General features: G+C 38.7%; 9 protein-coding genes and 3 pseudogenes. 1 reads left to right on the plus strand and 11 read right to left on the minus strand.

The features are described 5' to 3' along the window. Positions 1-215 precede the first annotated feature (215 nt). A complete protein-coding gene (locus ABC374_RS11770) occupies positions 216-926 on the plus strand; it encodes a Dph6-related ATP pyrophosphatase (RefSeq protein WP_413017893.1) in 711 nt (236 codons plus the stop codon). A gap of 591 nt (positions 927-1,517) precedes the next feature. Here ABC374_RS11770 and ABC374_RS11775 read toward each other — a convergent pair. The 11 genes and pseudogenes from ABC374_RS11775 to ABC374_RS11825 form a co-directional block, all read right to left on the minus strand. After that, positions 1,518-2,090: a tyrosine-type recombinase/integrase gene (locus ABC374_RS11775; protein WP_413017895.1), complete on the minus strand. Its 573-nt coding sequence runs from the start codon at positions 2,088-2,090 to the stop codon at positions 1,518-1,520. Between the two features lie 481 nt (positions 2,091-2,571). Then, positions 2,572-3,543: a UV DNA damage repair endonuclease UvsE gene (gene uvsE / locus ABC374_RS11780; RefSeq protein ID WP_413017897.1), complete on the minus strand. Its 972-nt coding sequence runs from the start codon at positions 3,541-3,543 to the stop codon at positions 2,572-2,574. Positions 3,544-3,717: 174 nt separating this feature from the next. Then, positions 3,718-4,221: a PCYCGC motif-containing (lipo)protein gene (locus ABC374_RS11785; RefSeq protein WP_413017899.1), complete on the minus strand. Its 504-nt coding sequence runs from the start codon at positions 4,219-4,221 to the stop codon at positions 3,718-3,720. Positions 4,222-4,636: 415 nt separating this feature from the next. Beyond that, positions 4,637-5,740: a GerAB/ArcD/ProY family transporter gene (locus tag ABC374_RS11790; protein WP_413017901.1), complete on the minus strand. Its 1,104-nt coding sequence runs from the start codon at positions 5,738-5,740 to the stop codon at positions 4,637-4,639. 23 nt (positions 5,741-5,763) lie between these two features. Beyond that, on the minus strand, positions 5,764-6,954 hold the full coding sequence (locus ABC374_RS11795; RefSeq protein WP_413017903.1) for a Ger(x)C family spore germination protein: 1,191 nt from the start codon (positions 6,952-6,954) through the stop codon (positions 5,764-5,766). A gap of 30 nt (positions 6,955-6,984) precedes the next feature. Then, positions 6,985-8,304 (minus strand): annotated as a pseudogene (locus tag ABC374_RS11800) (spore germination protein); the annotation flags it as partial. Positions 8,305-8,899: 595 nt separating this feature from the next. After that, positions 8,900-9,421 (minus strand): annotated as a pseudogene (locus ABC374_RS11805) (helical membrane plugin domain-containing protein); the annotation flags it as partial. After that, positions 9,414-12,377: a formate dehydrogenase subunit alpha gene (gene fdhF / locus ABC374_RS11810; protein WP_413017905.1), complete on the minus strand. Its 2,964-nt coding sequence runs from the start codon at positions 12,375-12,377 to the stop codon at positions 9,414-9,416. The gene fdhF and the pseudogene ABC374_RS11805, both read right to left, overlap by 8 nt. Positions 12,378-12,552: 175 nt before the next feature. Next, a pseudogene (gene pulA, locus ABC374_RS11815) lies at positions 12,553-14,439 on the minus strand (type I pullulanase); the annotation flags it as partial. Positions 14,440-14,822: 383 nt separating this feature from the next. Then, positions 14,823-16,952, minus strand: coding sequence for an ATP-dependent Clp protease ATP-binding subunit (locus ABC374_RS11820; RefSeq protein WP_413017907.1), 2,130 nt, complete (start codon positions 16,950-16,952; stop codon positions 14,823-14,825). Between the two features lie 764 nt (positions 16,953-17,716). Continuing rightward, the gene (locus ABC374_RS11825) at positions 17,717-18,160 is read right to left on the minus strand and encodes a C40 family peptidase (RefSeq protein WP_413017909.1); all 444 of its coding nucleotides are present in this window, start codon (positions 18,158-18,160) and stop codon (positions 17,717-17,719) included. Between the last annotated feature and the right edge of the window lie 115 nt (positions 18,161-18,275).

Here is an 18,275-nt window from a genome sequence, read left to right on the forward strand (position 1 = left end):
GGATTTAAAATAATCATCTCATATTGTTCAGTTCATTATAGAGTAGTTTTTTGGGGAAGAACTTCTCTTTAAATACAAGTTTTTTTGTATCAGAATGCATTAATATCTTATCTGAAAGCTTCAACCGTGATAAAATCAAACAAATATGGTTATGAAACATCGAATATAAAAGATGAAATTGGCAAAAAGTCATTAGAATAAAGGGGAAAATATGAATGGCAGAATTAATCGATTGGAAAAATAGTGCTCGCGGTCATAAGTTCATAGCTTCTTTTAGCGGAGGAAAGGATAGTGTCTTAGCCCTTTATAAAGCAATGAACATTGGAGAAGCTGTAGGACTGATCGTCATGCTGGAGGAAGAAGGAAAACGTTCCAGATCCCATGGAATGCCTCCGGAACTCATACATGCCCAAGCTGAATCAATAGGATTGCCTGTATATACTGCAGCTGCCAGTTGGACTGATTATGAAGAAGTATTTATGCGCCTTTTGGAAAAAGCTAAAAATCAAGGAGCAGAAGTTTTAGTAACAGGAGACTTGGATATGCCTGCCCATGGCTGTTGGCATGATAAGGTTACGAAGAATGCCGGGTTGAAGCTTGGAATGCCTTTATGGGAAATGAATCATCGTGAAGCTGTCGAAGAGTTCATGAATCTAGGATTTGTAACGATCATCGTAACCGTTAATTTATCATTGGGAATGACAGAGGATGATTTAGGGCGAAAGTTAACCCATGAATACGTGAAGGAACTTGAAGCTCGCGGCATTGACCCCTGCGGAGAAGGCGGAGAGTTTCATACGACAGTAATTGATGGGCCTATTTTTAAACAGCCAATCCACGTTCGTAAATGTGAGATTATTAAGGACGGAGAATATGCTTTTTTACCTTTGGAGCTGGATAAAATGAAGAATATAAGTACCTTATAACCGAACTAATAACCAATATTCCTGGCAACCACCCTGTGCTGCACCCCAATTATGAGATTTTCTCTAACGATTGAGGTGCAGTTCATCTGCTGAGTCCTTTGACAGGAGCATAATATCGAGTAATAGTTGACATAACATTATTATAGTAACGTCATTTTGCAGCAACAATTCGTTACTGATACCTTTCTGTTTCATTATTTGTTAAACAGGAAAACAACAGAATTTTAGAAAAATAAATGTTTCTAATATACTAAATCGAGTGTTTCTTTTAAAAATCAGTACGGTGTTATCAAGAAAAAAAGACTATATATTCTAGTCTTTTTTGAGAAGTCATACGGTTGATTTAAAACACTGTCCATTAACCGGCCAAAACTCTTATAATTTTCAAAAATCCTCAGTGAAGTCGATATTCCTAGCAAAAGGCGCGTATCCCATTCCGAAAGCCCTTTCACCTCTCCACACCAATGATACTAGTTTTATCTACCCATTCAGATATATCGAAATAATGTTTACTCTGAAATAACTCCCAATTGAAGGATTGTTATAGCCCTATAAAATACTGAGTAACAGGAGTTGTCTTCGTCCGTTCAGTTAATAATAGAAATCCATTAATGTTTCGTCCATTAAATCTTGTGTGAGTCCTATGTAAATCATCGTATCTTTTGGATTGGAATGATTAAGGATTTGCTGCAGTAAAGCGATATCCTTGAATTTTTGGTAATGCAAATAGCCGAAGGTTTTTCGAAGGGTATGTGTACCGACATCTGGAATGTCTGCCATTTCAGCCGCCTTGTTCAAGACCCGATAGGCCTGTACCCTAGTGATTGGACCATTACCTTTTCGACTTGGAAATAAATACTGTTCATTTTTCAGGTTCGATTTGCGGACATACTTCCTAACTTCCTTCCGAAGTTGAGGATTGACAAGGAACCGCTTAATTTTATTTGTTTTTTGCTCCACAATGACAATATGCGTACCCTCAAGAATGTCTTTCACTCGCAATTGTAAAAGATCCCCTATACGTAACCCGATGTTTATTCCGATCGAAAACATCATATAATCCCTGTAGCTGCAATATTTTAATAGTGATTTTTTCATCTTTTCTATGTGATCCAACCTGCGTATCGGTTGGACATTTTTAATTCTTTTAGAGGTTGCTTGCATGAATGGCTCATTCCCCTTTCCCCTTCTTTCATTGTACGTGAACAGCTTAAAAAAAGGCAAGTTTTAAAAAATTTGATACGCTTATAAACCTTGATTTAATGCGTTTTCGAATGTATCAATAGAGGTCCTTTGTTACATTCGGAATATTCTTATAAATCCTTCTGTGAAACCCATATAATCTATTAACCGCCATTAACCGCTTATATAGCCTCATGGAGCGATTTTAATTAAATCTGGAATAAAGACTCTATGTATTTCAAACAATAGCTTTAAACCCCAAATATGAAGGTCGTTTTTTTGTCATTAATAAGACTTTTGTAAAATAATGTACAAAATATTAATCATCCTATCAATATTAATAATGACTTCCCTTTCCATTTATTATGCACCCCTAATATTAACGGTAATTATGTTATGTAAACTATTGCGTTAGATAAAGAGAAACTTATGCCTACCCTCTTTATCAAATCATACCGATTGATTAATGAATATAAAAACTGGCATCATCAATGATCTCTATGTCTTTGTGACTTTTCAGTTCATCCATCAACTGGAAAAGTGCTCCATCCTTTTGTTTAGCTTCAATCATGCAATCCAGCTGTGGTAAGCTTCCCTTTATTTGTTGTAAAAATTCCATGAACATTCCAGTATCCACAAAATCAGCATGTGCTCGAAATTCTTTATCGGACCTTGGACTTGAAATATGCATTTTAGGAGGTAGCTTGGAATTACTCCATGTATTCAATATTCGGTCCCAATGATCTTTCCAATCTTCATTTGGTAACTGATGTGCGAGGTAATGGTGATAATCAAACACCATTGGAATGCCTAATTTTTCACATAAATAAAGTGTTTCCGACAACGTATAGGTAGTATCATCATTCTCAAGAATGACCATTCTTTGAATCGATTCCGGAATCAAACCCCAATTATGGATAAACTGCTCTAATGCCTGTACATGCTCGCCATAACCGCCGCCAACATGCAAAACACAGCGATGCTCGGGATCCACTCCCATTTTTTTCAATAGAGTAAAGTGCATCCTTAATGTTTTTAAGGATGTCTTCAGTATATCGATATTTGAACTATTCAAGATGACAAAATGATCTGGGTGAAAATCTATCCTTACTTTTGGGTGATTCTTTATGAATGTTTTTAATTTAGCCAGTTCTTCTGAAATAGGATCTATGTAATCCCATTCTGGAATTTCTGGATGGTTGGCTAAAGGTATAAGTTTTGAAGAAAGCCTAAAGAACTGAATATCATTAGCTTCGTTATGAATCAGTAAACGCCAGCAATTATGAAGATTGGATATTGAAATGCGTTCGAGCTTCCTTATCGCTGCATCTCTGTCCTTAATTTTGGAAAACTGCGCAAAAGTCATCGTTTGGGATGGTGAACAGTTTGGCACATGATTACTCATGGCTACATAACCGAGGCGGATTAATGTCAAAGTGATAGCTCCTTTCACGTTGAATGTTTAATGGAAGTATTCCCCTATGTGACCAATATTATATATGTGAAAGAATCCATCAATACAAAAAAAAGGCCTTTTCCGAATGAATACCGGGCAAAAACCATTTTTCTAAATTATTATTTTTAAGCTAGAATTTCATAATTTTTTTACTTACACTTCGGGGGTAGGAGTTGGTTTGGCATATCCGCTTTTATATTTTTCATCGACTTTATTCCGGATCTCTTTGACGCTCATACCGTCATTCAAGTCCAATATGGATTGCGCAGCAATTTCCAAGCAAACTCCGCATCTTGTCCCGTGGTCATCCCAAACCACTTCACCATTTTTTTTATTCTCATGGATAAAACAATCATAATTATTTTTATGGTTAGCTGACTCTCCGCAACCGCAGTAACAAGGTATTTTTTCTAGTAAATCTTTATTTTGCGCAACAGCTAAATAGATTGTCTTCATATCCTCTGGTTTTTCAGCTAAGAAATCCGGTGCTATTTCCTTACTGCTGGTCTCCTCCTGAAGATCTCCGGATGCCGTATGCTCTGAATGGCCTTCATGACCGCTTTCTTTTTGTACAACACTTTCCTCTTCACTTGAACAGCCTGAGAGTATTAAAGAAGAACAGATCCCCAAAGTGACGGTCAATAATTTTAACTTCATTTATACACTCCTTGAACTTTTTTATACTCCCATTTTATGGTACGAAAGGTATTTCTACAAGCATTAGGTTCCAAAATTTTAAGGATTAATGACAAGTATCCATGCTACATAGACTAAATTGCCATTCTGGTACGACTCCGTACATAATTTTAAAGTATTTACCACACTTTAAGATAAAAGAATGAGGTGATACTGTGATAAGAGCGCTACCATCATTGTTAATTTTGTTAGGCACGTATTTACTTATTATACTCCTCGACAACCTACAGGGCTTGAATATATGGCACTCTTTCTATAGCTTAAACAATATTTGATAGTAGGACGTGGAGAAGATTACTTTCTGCTCTTGTTATATACCATAATTTTTTTATATTTTTTTATATCCTCAGCGATCAAAAACCGGCAGCCTCCCTCTTCATGAAGCAGCTGGTTTAATTTTTTGTTTTATATATGCGGTTATCAATAACAAAATGGGGATTCCAATGAGTAAAGGAAGATGTAAAAGGTAAGGGACGACTTTTAACCCTTCATTTATATGAGCCTGATAGCTAGGAGCAATCATTATCGAAGAGAAGAAAATAACACCGCCAACCAGATAAATGAATATAGGTGATGGTTTCATTTGAAATAAGTCCCCTGCGCCAATAATGGCACAAAAGAAAAAGATCGAAATTTTAATGAAGCCTAAAATGATCATTAAAACAAGTATAAAGGTATCCATTCTTTCAATAAAATCAGCGATATTAATATAACTCACGGCTGTAAGAGCTGGGAAATTAGACCTTAATACCGCCTCGGGACCTAATACAGACAAGAGAATGATCGAATTAAGAGTTAATGAAATCCCACCTATAATTATCGCAAAAAAGCCCACTTTAACGGCAGAACTCTTTTTATTCAAGTACGGAAGAATCATTGTAAACGTAATTAATTCTCCAAAAGGCACGGTGATACCTGTAGGAATCAACTCTTTCCATACCATTCCCCATCCGTTGCCTAATACAGGCTGAAGGTTTTCCAATTTTGTATATCCTCCTAATACAAACATAAAATTTAAAATCAAAAGGGTCACGATAATAATGGCAAAGCATAAGCATGCAACACGTGCAAATGCTTCCAATCCTAGATGAACTCCATAAATTAAAACAAGTATCATGCATATCCCCAGCGTTATAATGGAAGTGCGTCTATAAGTGGAGCTAATTAATAATTCTTCAAAATCGCGTAATACTCTTGAAGCAAGATAAACAAAATAGATGATATAGGAAAAACTCAATACGCTGCCGATATATTTACCCCAAATTTTCCGGACATAGCCGGTCATCGGTATGTCAGGATATTTTTTGAATAATGAAATATACACGAAATACAGTAAACATCCGAAAAGAGTTGATAAAAGGTTAACAATCCAGACATCCTGCTTGGCACCCTTTCCTATTATAAGCAGTAGATTACTGCCAAACATAAAAATGATCATCATACAAAATAACTGAAATCCATCAATTTTTATTTTAGGCAATGCATCCTCACCTCCCCATTCATTTATTTCGGTTCATAAGGTTCCATTAGCAATCCGGAATTGATAATCTCTACATGAACCTTCAATGATATCTGCGCATCTGAATATAGGTTATCCCAATTCTTTTTGTTTTGGCGCCAATAAACGGGATTTGTTCGGGACAGGGCATCACCAAAACCAAAAATATCTGACTTTTCTTTTTGAGTGATGCCAATCGTCTTTTTAATTTGCTTTTTTAATTCTTTTTCCATCTTTTTTTCGAATTTTTTTAACACTCTCGGATCACTTAAATTAAGCTCACATGATGTTTCCAACAGTTCTCCCATCACGTTGATATCAGTATGGATGACAGGTTTTTCATGATGGATTTCGGTTAACATTTTACTTTTCACACCGATTGTGTTGATTGTTACATTTCCTCTTTCACAAGGTAACACAACGGGGGTATTTTTTACTTTCGATGTAACGAATTGAACGGCTCGGGCCGTTTCTCCATCCAACCATCTCACCAATTTGCCTTTTCTGAAAACGGCTAATCCTTTAACCTTAATAGTAGTCGGGTTCGTCGTCTCTAAATTTCCTGTTTGCTTCCCCTTCTGGGAAGCATTGCTTATACTGATTCCCGGAAGTGATACATCTTTGCCTTCACTCAACAGTGAAGCAATGATTTCATATGCTAACACCTCACTAGATGATCCATACAACTTTTGATTATTTTGTGTTGTACTGATGATATTTTTACCTGGAGTAATCTCAAGAGGTTCAATTACTCCAAGTACATCCATCGCAGTCTTCCCGCGCGCAATAAAGATCGGGATACTTACCCGCGAATATTTACCTCTATCTAGACCATCGAATATTAAATCCAAATCATTTCGAGCTAACTTCTCGCCAATAATAATGAGCGAGAGATGTGTTGTATTATTTTCCCTCGGAATAACGGAAGCTGACTTACCTAAAGCCTCCAAAAGCGTTTTTCCTGTTATTGTATAGTTGATGACAGCGAGACCTTGTCCTCCTGTTGTGTTGGTTTGGGATAGGCCGCTAGGATTTATGACTTGATATGTTACTCGGTACGGTTGTTTTGGATCGTCATTTTGGTCAACTCCCATAGCAATTATGACACCTAGCTCGTTTAATTCCCGGTAATTCGAACAACCTGAAATCAATAAACAAAACGCTGCAATCCATAAAAGTGAAATATTAATTTTCATTTTTCATCCTCATTCTTTTTTAAACGAGTTTTATTTGTTTGTAGGTTTTTTCATTAGTGACTGTATGGGAAAACGAAAAAAACCATCTTTTTGCTCTTTGAAACGAAATGGAGCAAATGGGGCAAAATAGGGAACACCAAAAGACCTCAGGCTGCTCATATGAAGCCAGATACATAGAGTGAAAAGCAATATGCCATATAAGCCTATAAAAGCCGATATAAAAATCAACATAAATCGAATTCCACGAGTAACATTGACTAGACTGGTATTTGGCAGTGTAAAACTGCTGATTGCAGAGATGGCTACAATGATGACAACTGCCGCTCCCACAAACCCCGCTTCAACAGCTGCCTGCCCTAAAATAAGTGCACCTACAATTGATACGGCTGGTCCGATCGCCCTTGGCATTCGAATTCCCGCCTCGCGTAAAATCTCGAAGGCCATTTCCATGACCAGTATTTCGACAATCGCTGGAAAAGGAACATTTTCTCTTTGAGCCATTAAACTGACAAGTAAAGTAGTAGGAATAAGCCCCTGGTGATGAGTAATTAGTGCCAAATATATAGCGGATGCATACATCGATAGAAAAAAGGCTCCAAATCTTAACATCCTTAAAAAAGAGCTGATATATTGATTTTGATAATAGTCCTCCGGAGATTGAAAAAATTGAGAAAAAATCGCCGGGACGATTAAAACAAATGGAGTTCCTTGGATAATGATGGCGACTCGACCTTCCAATAAATTCCCAACTACCGCATCAGGACGTTCTGTATTCAAAAGAAGCGGAAAAATCGTAGTTGAATCATCCCGGATTAATTCCTCAATGTAATTCGATTCAAGAACCCCATCAATATCAATGCCCTTTACTCGTTCTTTGACTTCCTTCACAATACTCTCATCCGCGATTCCCTGAATGTACATGATTCCAATATCCGTTTGAGTGACGTTTCCGACTTTCAAGCTCTCTAAGCGTACATTAGGATTTTGAATCCTAGCACGAATTAAAGACGTATTGGTTCTTAAATTTTCAGTAAAACTATCTTTTGGTCCTCTTATGACCGTTTGACTTGTCGGCTCAGTTATCGCACGGGATGGCTGACTTTTCGTACTGGCGATGAATGCTTTTGTACTGCCATTCAACAATACAACCGTATCTCCTGTCAAAACCGCTGATACGAATTCCTGCCAACTTTCTTTAACGGTTAATTGGGATACCGTTAGAATATGGCTAGCTCGTTCTTCTATCTCTGTCAACATTTGTTTATTTTCTTTGAACCAATCTATTAATGGTTCAACTATGTTTTCATTAATGATGTTAGCATCAGCCAAACCGTCAAGGTGGATTACAGCTGCCTGTACCGATTTTTCGTGTGGAGACTAAATCATTCGAACAGACAAATCTGAACTGTTCCCGAGCTCGTTCTTCAATCTTTTTACATTTTCATTTACCTCGCAGGATAAGGTGCCATTGGTTGTAGATTTTTCTTTAGCTCTTTTAAGAGAACGTCCTATTTGCACTTTTCCGCCCCTTACTGATTAAGTGTGTGTATATGTTCGTTTCACTGATGATTGATTTTATTATTTGTATCTAATATAAATATATGTAATAAAAGGATGGTGAGAAAAATTTTGATATCACTTCCCATCGAAAAAAGCCGATGTTTCCTTATAAGGGAATCATCGGCTTTAATATTTTGGTGGAATTATTCACATCACTCAAGTCAAAGTCATTTTCGCAGACGATTTTACTTCATTTCAATAATATTAACGAGCTACTTTATTTCTTACCTTTAGATAAGGTTAGCGGAATGGTTACGAGCGAAACTCCTGCAGCGATCCAAAACCAGCTGGTGTTTCGTTTTTTTTCGCTTCCGCTTTTACTGGGTATACTCGATCCGTATGATTTTCTGGAGGTCGGCCGTTCTATGTCCGCTGTTTCATTCGCCCTATGCAAATGCTGATTCTCTGGTAATTGGGTGGTTCTTTCTAAATCGCTTGTATCTTCTCCCATTCCTTTAAGAAAGGTCATCAGAAAAGTCATAGCTTGTTTGACTTCTTGGTCATTCAAGGAACGCAGCAATGCTAGGTAGCTTGGCTTTTCCGGCATTTTATCAGACTCTGCCACACGGGCAATCCCTGTATTGACCTTGAGGATAAGCGGTTCAAGCTGCTGAACATTAAGTGTACCTAACGTGCCAAGTATGAGAAGCAGATTTTTTAGCATATTTGCCGTTTCTGGGGTGTCTGCTGTCTTGACAAGAATGTTCAGCACTTTGTCCCCTTCCTGCAACAAGCTGTTAACCATTGATAAAATCCCACGATCCTGCATGCCCTTCATGACTTCAAACGTTTCTTTAATCACTTCTTTATTTTCCAAAAGGGTACGCTCGATATCCTCGAGTTCAATTCTTCTTCTTTCTTCATCGCTAATGGAGATTCGATTGATCACTTTTGTCGCTTTAGCCACGGTTCCTCTCCTCCTTTTTGATCTTCAAGAGGTCACCAGGGAAAATATAATCTTCGCGGGCCCATTTTTTTTGTACTTGTACACCTATCTGCGGTTGTGGATTACCATTACGATGGTTGATACTCGGCAACGGATTGTCTCCTTTAACCCTGAGCACTTCCATTTTTGCTTGAACTTCCTTATAAGCAGGAGTATCAGTATCTTTATCTGAATGGCTGCTTGTCAATTGGTTGATTGCCCCATCACCTGAATCGTTCATCGGCAGATAAACTTCTTTACCTTTTACACGATCCGTAATCAGGCATTGCACTTTTGCATTTCCATATGGTGAAGTAAGCCGAACAAGAGTGCCATCCTCAAGCCCTCTATCTTTTGCCAATTCCCGGGATACCTCAAGGAAGACTTTTGGCGTTTTGGAAGTAATGCCTTTTGATTTATAAGTCATGTTTCCTTCATGGAAGTGTTCCAATAAACGGCCATTATTCACATGGATATCAAACTCATCCCCAAAGTCAATCGGTTTGGTCCATTCGACTGGAAATAACCTTGCTTTTCCATCAGGGAAAGGAAAAGCTTCCGTGAATAACAGTGGCGTATCTTTACCATCTGGAGTCACTGGCCATTGAAGACTGTTATAACCCTCCAAGCGTTCATACGTTACTCCTGCATATAATGGTGATAGTTTGGCTGCTTCTTCCATAATTTCACTTGGATGCTCATAATTCCAGCCGGCTCCTAACGAATTAGCGACATTCTTTATGATTTGCCAATCAGGCTTTGAGTCGCCAAGCGGTTCAAAGACTTGATAAAGACGTTGAATACGGCGTTCCGTATTCGTGAAAGTACCTTCTTTTTCAAAGCTTGGGCTTGCGGGAAGGACGACATCCGCGAATTCAGCCGTTCTTGATAAGAAGATATCTTGTACCACAAAGAAGGCCAGTTTTTCAAATGCTTTATGGACATGATTGATATTCGAATCGACCAGACCCATATCTTCACCTTTTAAGTACATTGCTTTGATGGTACCTGCATGTATCCCTTCGACCATTTCATGATTATTCAGGCCAGGGTTTTCTGGTATTTTTGCTCCCCAGATGTTTTCATATTTCACGCGGACCTTTTCATCCGTTACTTTTTCATAACCTGGCAGGCGATCCGGCATACTGCCAAAATCGCTGGCTCCTTGAACATTATTATGGCCGCGTAAAGGGTAAGTACCTGTTCCGGGTTTACCATAGTTGCCTGTTATGAGCAATAAATTGGAAATTGCAGTACTTGTATCGCTTCCTCCTCCATGCTGGGTAACGCCCATGGCCCAAAGCGATGCAACGCTTTCCGCTTCATGAATGGCCTCTGCCAACGTAATTAAATCTTCCTTAGCTACGCCTGTTACTTTTTCAGCATATTCCAATGTGTAAGGTTCCAAAGTCTTGATGTATTCTTCCATTCCATTTACACGATTTTTGATGAAGTCTGTATCTGTCCAACCTTTGTCGACGATATATTTAGTCACGGCCGACAGCCATATGATATCCGATCCCGGTGCAGGCTGGATGAAGAGGTCGGAACGTTCAGCCATTTCATGCTTTCTGATGTCCGCCACTATCAGCTTCTGTTTACCCAGTTTATGGGAACGTTTGATTCTTGTAGCCAACACGGGGTGTGATTCGGATGTATTGGAGCCTATGATCAATACAAGTTCGGACTTTTCGATATCCTTTATGCCCCCTGTATCTCCGCCATATCCAACCGTTCTGAATAGTCCTAAAGTAGCCGGTGTCTGACAATACCGGGAACAGTTATCCACATTATTGGTGCCGATGATTCCCCTAGCCAGCTTTTGCATTAAATAGGACTCTTCATTAGTGCACTTGGAAGAAGTTATGAAAGCCATCGAATCCGGACCGTGAGAATCTTTGATTTCAGTGAATTTACGGGAAATCAATTCAAGGGCTTCTTCCCATTCAGCTTCCCTGAACGCATCCCCTTCCCTAATTAAAGGTTTTGTGAGTCTTTCTTTACTATTCACGAAATCCCATCCGAATTTCCCTTTTACACAAGTCGAAATTCCATTAGCAGGTGCCTCCACTTGCGGTTCGATCTTAAGGATTTTACGATCTTTGGTCCAAACGTCAAAGCTGCATCCTACCCCACAGTATGTACAAACCGTTTTTGTCTTCTTGATCCTTGCATCCCTCATGGCGGATTCCATATCTGAAATCGCTAAAATCGAACCATAACCCGTTTCAACATTTTTTGTAATTTCTATCATAGGTCTAAGTGTTTGTTTGGCAATGCCGGTTAAAAATCCGGCTTCCCCTTCCATTCCTTTTTCCATCATTGCATTACACGGACATACAGTAGAACAATGTCCACATGACACGCATGAAGATTCATTGATCGGAACATTATCATCCCAAATGACACGCGGGCGTTTTGCTTCCCAATCAATGGTCAATGTTTCAGTGACCTGTACATCTTGACATGCTTCAACACAACGGCCACAAAGAATGCATTGATCCGGATCATATCGATAGAATGGATTTGACCGATCCACTTCATATGGTTTTTGATCAAAAGGAACACTTTGATGATTTACCTTCATTTCCTTAACCGTATTGTGTATTTCACAACCGCCATTGTTATAATCACAAACTGTACAATAAAGCTCATGGTTATACAATATCTTGTCCATCGCCATGACCTGTGCCTCTTTTACATCAGCTGCAACTGTATCAATTACATCACCATCCCTGATTATGGTGGAGCAAGATCTTACAAGTTCACCATTAACACTCACTAAACATGTATCACATGTTTCGATAGGACCTAGGCTAGGATGGTAACAAACATTCGGGACCTCAATGGAGCTATCCGTCAGCATTTGTAATATTGTTTGATTACCTTCCATACTGGTCTCAGCACCATTGATTTTTATATGCACTTTCTCTGGCATAATAATCGCTCCCCTCTTACACAACGATAAAATTCATCATTTTGTATTTTCTACCCCCGCACATTTTTTCTCAAACTTGCGAAAGTAAATAATGGAAGACTCCTTTAACCAATTTCATATCAGCAAATGAACAAAGCCGAAGTGAGACATAGTATTCCCTCACTTAGACATTATGTCATTGGTTAGAATTTGCTTTTAACACAAACGAACTTAAAGGGGCAACGGTTATCTGACTCCCTTTAATCCTTTCTATTTCTTCCAGGCCAGCCCGCTGACCATCCACTAGAACGGACCAATTATCTTCGTGGGGAAGATTAATCGTTATCGCATCCCAATTTGCATTATGAATCACTGCAATTGTTGAATCTTCTGTTTTTAAAGAGAATGCAACCACATTTGGCGGAGCATCAATGAATTGTAAATGCTCTTCAATTTCTTCGGGTGTGCTTAACCTAAAAACAGAATGATTTTTCCTGAGCGAAATCAGTCCTTTCATATACTCCACTTCCCGATCGAAATCAGCTCTTCTTTTCCAATCCAATCGGTTAATCCAATCAGAAGATTGATAGCTATTTTCATCTCCATCCTTTGTGCGCATAAACTCTTGTCCAGCATGTATCATTGGAATTCCCTGTGACAGTAAGACAATTGCCGAAGCTAATTTATGCATTTGTTTCCGTTTTTCTTCTGTCGCATCTGGATTAGTGATGAGAAGCTTATCCCATAAAGTATAATTATCATGTGCTTCAACATAATTGATCACTTGATCTGGTCTTTGATATGTCGCGATATCATCATCATATTCCAAACCACCAGCAATGCCTTTTTTTATAATATCTTCCATTCCTGGTTTGCCATTCACGAATCCTTTATCATGTTCATTCATTACAAACCCTTTTAAACCATCACGGATCGCATCATTAAAGTGAGCGATTCCAGGCATTTTAAAAGCATTCTTTTGATTTGCTTTCAGCTCTTTGGCCAAGGGTGTATCCATATCCCAGCCTTCACCCAAAACAATGAGGGTCGGATCAATTTCTGCCAGTGCCTTTTTCACTTCATTCATCGTTTCCACATCATGAATCCCCATTAAATCGAAACGGAAACCATCAAGGTTAAATTCCTTCGCCCAATAGGTTACGGATTCAACAATGAATTTGCGCATCATTTTACGTTCAGACGCGGTGTCATTTCCTACACCAGTTCCATTAGATAGGGTTCCGTCAGCGTTATAGCGAAAAAAGTAAGTGGGAACGAGTTTATGGAAGTTTGAGTCCTCCACAGAATAAACGTGATTATAGACAACATCCATGATGACTCGTAAACCGTGATCATGCATTCCTTGAATCATTTCCTTTAACTCCCGAATCCTGACTTTTGGTTGATACGGATCAGTCGAATAAGAGCCCTCGGGAGCGTTATAATTCTGTGGATCATATCCCCAGTTATATTGTGGTTCATTCAATTTCATTTCATTGACTGTAGCAAAATCGAATATCGGGATAAACTGAACATGAGTAACGCCTAGATCTTTAATATGATCAAGACCCGTTTTCGCTCCTTCTGGACCTTTGGTTCCGGCTTCAATTACTCCTATGAATTTACCTTTATTATTTATTCCGCTTTCTGGATGAATCGACAAATCCCGAGTATGCAATTCATAAATGACTATGTCCTCAGCTTTTTCGAGAGGTGGTTTATCCCGTGTCCACCTTTTTGGGTTCGTATCTGTTAAATCTATCACGACTCCTTTAATACCATTAACAGTAACTGCACGAACATATGGATCGACGGCTTCACTCCAGATTTCTCCCACTCTCACTTTATATGTATAAATCAATCCATCCTGATCACCGTCCAACTCAATCGTCCAGGTACCTTTTTCCGAACGAACCATCGGAATCTCCATTCCATCTGAATCATCCCAATGTTTATAAGTAACTAGCTTAGCTTCAGATGCAAGTGGCGCCCATAACCGGAATGCCGTTTTATCTTTAAGATAGGAATTTCCTAAATCTTTGCCTTCATAGAAATATAGGTCATCCAATTCCGACGGATTTACTGGATTAATATTAGCAATCGGCAGGGATTCCAACTGATTTTCCGTTTCATTATCCGTAGGTTTTCGATTATTTTTATTTTCCTCTTCAAAATAAGAAAGTGAATCTTTAATAGGTCATTCCTCCATTGAAATTCCCATTTCAGAACAGGAATTATTAATTTTTATAATCATGAGCGAATCTTCACTTATGTTATGATTCCACAGGCATTACCCATCAAAACATTTGATCGGCAAATTATGTCGAAAATTCAGAAATCTATATTTTTATCGAAAGCTGTAGGTCATTTAGCCGGACCTTACCCTTTTATGAAAACGAAGCCTAAAAAAGATAAAAAAATGCCTCCATAACAGTTTTACGGTCTTGGAGGCATTTCTAGTACTCTTTATGGTGTTTTAATAATTTTCACAGAGTTATCTTCAACAATTGCAGTGAAGTTCTTAACTTCGGGCTGCTCAAAGATAAAGTCAGTGATGCCGTCTTCGAGCTGTTCTTGTAGAACCCGGCGTAGCGGTCTCGCCCCGAAAGTTGGGTGATATCCGAGTTCAATTAGCCTTTGTTTCGCTTCATTAGTTACATCTAAAGATAAACCATTTGCAGCAAGTGTTTCGTCAAGCTCGTGAATCATGATATCAACGATTTGCAGAAGATCTTCTTTCTTCAATGCCGAGAATTCAATGATGCTATCGAATCGATTCAGGAATTCCGGTTTGAAGAAGCTGCCTAAAGATTGTAGGATTGAAGCTTCTTCTACAGCTGAACTTGTACCGAATCCCATTACTTTTTGTTTCTCACCGACTCCAGCATTACTCGTCATGATGATCACGGTATCTTTAAAAGTAACGGTCCGGCCTTGACTGTCGGTTAAGCGGCCATCTTCCATGATTTGCAGGAACATATGCATTACATCCGGATGTGCCTTTTCGATTTCATCCAATAAGATGATACTGTAAGGCTTTCGGCGAACTTTTTCCGTCAATTGTCCAGCTTCCTCATGTCCTACATATCCAGGAGGAGAACCGATTAATTTAGAAACACTGTGTTTCTCCATGAATTCACTCATGTCAAGACGAATCATCGCTTCCTTGTCCCCGAATAATTCCTCAGCAAGACTTTTTGCCAATTCGGTTTTACCGACTCCTGTCGGACCAACGAAAAGGAAAGAACCGGTAGGACGGTTTTTTGATTTTAACCCGGCACGACTTCTTCGAACGGCCTTGGACACCTTTTTGACAGCTTCTTCCTGCCCGATTACTTTTTTCATCAGCTCCGCTTGGAGGTGAACCATTCTTTCTTGCTCATCTTCTTGGAGCTTACCTACAGGTATACCAGTCTTTTGTTCGATGATATTTTGAATGTCTTCAACGGTAACGGTTGGCTTAATTGCAGCTTCCCCAGCCTGCAATGACTTTTCCAGTTTTTCTTCTTCATCACGAAGAACGGCAGCTTTTTCATATGCTTCTTCTTTTAAGGCCATTTCTTTTTCTTTATAGATTTGAGCCAGACGCTCTTTCATGTTTTCTACTTGGCCGTCTTCGATGGTCAAGTTCAATTTGGAACCTGCTTCATCCATTAAGTCTATTGCCTTATCAGGCAGGAAACGGTCTTGAATGTAGCGGTTCGAAAGTTCAACAGCCGCTTTAAGGGCTTCCTCACTATATGTCACACCATGATAAGATTCGTAACTATCCTTTAATCCACGTAAGATGACAAGTGCCTCAGCCGTTGTCGGCTCATTAACGTGTACAGGCTGGAAGCGCCTTTCAAGGGCACCATCTTTTTCAATTTTCCTATATTCTGATAAAGTGGTTGCTCCGACAAGCTGGAGTTCGCCGCGTGCAAGTGCAGGCTTCAAGATATTTCCTGCATCCATTGATCCTTCGGCCGAACCCGCTCCCACTAGCTGATGAATTTCATCGATGAATAGTATGACATTTTTTCTTTCCTGTAATTCGCTGATCAATTGCTTCATTCGTTCTTCGAATTGCCCTCTAATTCCAGTATTCGACACAAGGGACGCTACATCAAGCATATATACAAGCTTATTACGTAATTTAACTGGCACTGAACCTTCAACAATCGCTAAAGCAAGACCTTCAGCAATGGCTGTTTTACCGACACCAGGTTCACCGATTAAAACTGGATTATTTTTATTGCGCCTATTTAGAACTTCAATGACGCGTTTAATTTCTTCATTTCGTCCGATAACCGGATCAATAAGTCCTGCTTTAGCAGCATCGGTCAAATTGCGGCCATACTCCTCAAGCAATCCTCCATCCTCGCCATGTTCAGCTGAATCCGGTTTTGGTACACCATTATAATTAAATGGATTGAATGAATTTGGAGATCCGTTAAATTGGAATTTCCCTATATCCATTCCGCCCATAGCTGCTCCAAGTTTGTTTCGCTCTTCTTTATAACAAGTGGAGCACAGTTTCACATCATGCTCCTGACCATTCATATTTAGGTGAACTTGAATATTAGCTTGGTTTACATGGCATTTTTCACAAAGCATGTAGTACTCCTCCTTTAAAAAATGAATTTAAAAATCTTTGACCTTCTTTGACTTTCTGACTTTATTATACATTGACCTTCTTTGACTTTCAATAATTTTGTCTGGGAATTTTTTTGATAAAAAAAGAAATTACCTTGAATTGGTTTGCTAAGCATATTAAACTATCCATTTCCAGTCAAATAAAAAGATTCTATGTATGCCTCTTAGTATATTCAGTTAGTATTGATTACCCACTTCAGGACTCACCATAACCTTAACTATTAACAAAACGCCAATTCTATTGTCCATATGCACCTCATCCACTCTAATTTTTTAAAACAAAAAAAGACTTTATTAAGTCTCTTTAAGGTTTGTACAATTTTTAAACGTTGGATTTCCACTCCAGGTACTCGCTTTCCGCGGGCGGTCGGGGAGCCTCCTCGGCGTCTTCGCGCCTGTGGGGTCTCCCCTTGACGCGCTTTTCCCGCAGGAGTCTCGCACACCCGTTCCAATCAACTTTGTTTTAACTTTAAGATAGAACACTTTTGCCTACAGTCTTTTTTGTTTTTAAGTAGTATTAATACTTGAGGTGATATCGAACTTTCTAAAAAGTCCCCTCGTTGTCCAACCCATGCCATGCTTTCCTTTCCGCTATAGCTGCTTCAATTCCAATAAAAAATCAAAAAGGTTTCGGAATGAAACCTTCCGAAACCTTTTTGGCTACAAATTGAAAGAGACTTCATTAAGTCTCTTAGCTTTTTTATATTAAGAATGATTTTCTTCTATTATATACGTTTCGCACCAATATACTTTGGCTTCCAATAGGTATTATTGGTTTTAGCGTATGACACTCCTTTAGATGATGAAGAGTGTATGAATTCATTGTTTCCTATGTATATAGCCACATGTGTAGGTTTATTCGCTTTATTTGGTGCAAAAAACATTAAGTCACCTTTTTGCAGGCTTTTAACTTTCTTACCTTTTTTATATATGTCAGCAGCAGTTCTTGGTAAATTCTTACCAGCTTTTTGATATGAATACTTCACTAAACCGGAACAATCAAAACCTGAAGAAGAAATGCCACCCATTTTATATTTTGTACCTAATTCACTTTTAGCCACTTTAATAGCTTTTGTATGATATGAAGCAGCTTCCACTTGGTCCCCAGCAAAGGATGCGGTTACAAGCGTAATAGCCAATGACAATCCGACGACAATTTTCTTAAACAAATTATTTTACCCCCTGATGTGATTTGCTAAACCTAATATACTAGAAAAGGTATATCACTCGCATCACAGGATCTTTACAAATATGTTACATTTAGTAGATTTAGGAAGAATGACC

The organism is Peribacillus phoenicis (genome assembly GCF_047238085.1).
GTDB lineage: Bacteria > Bacillota > Bacilli > Bacillales > DSM-1321 > Peribacillus.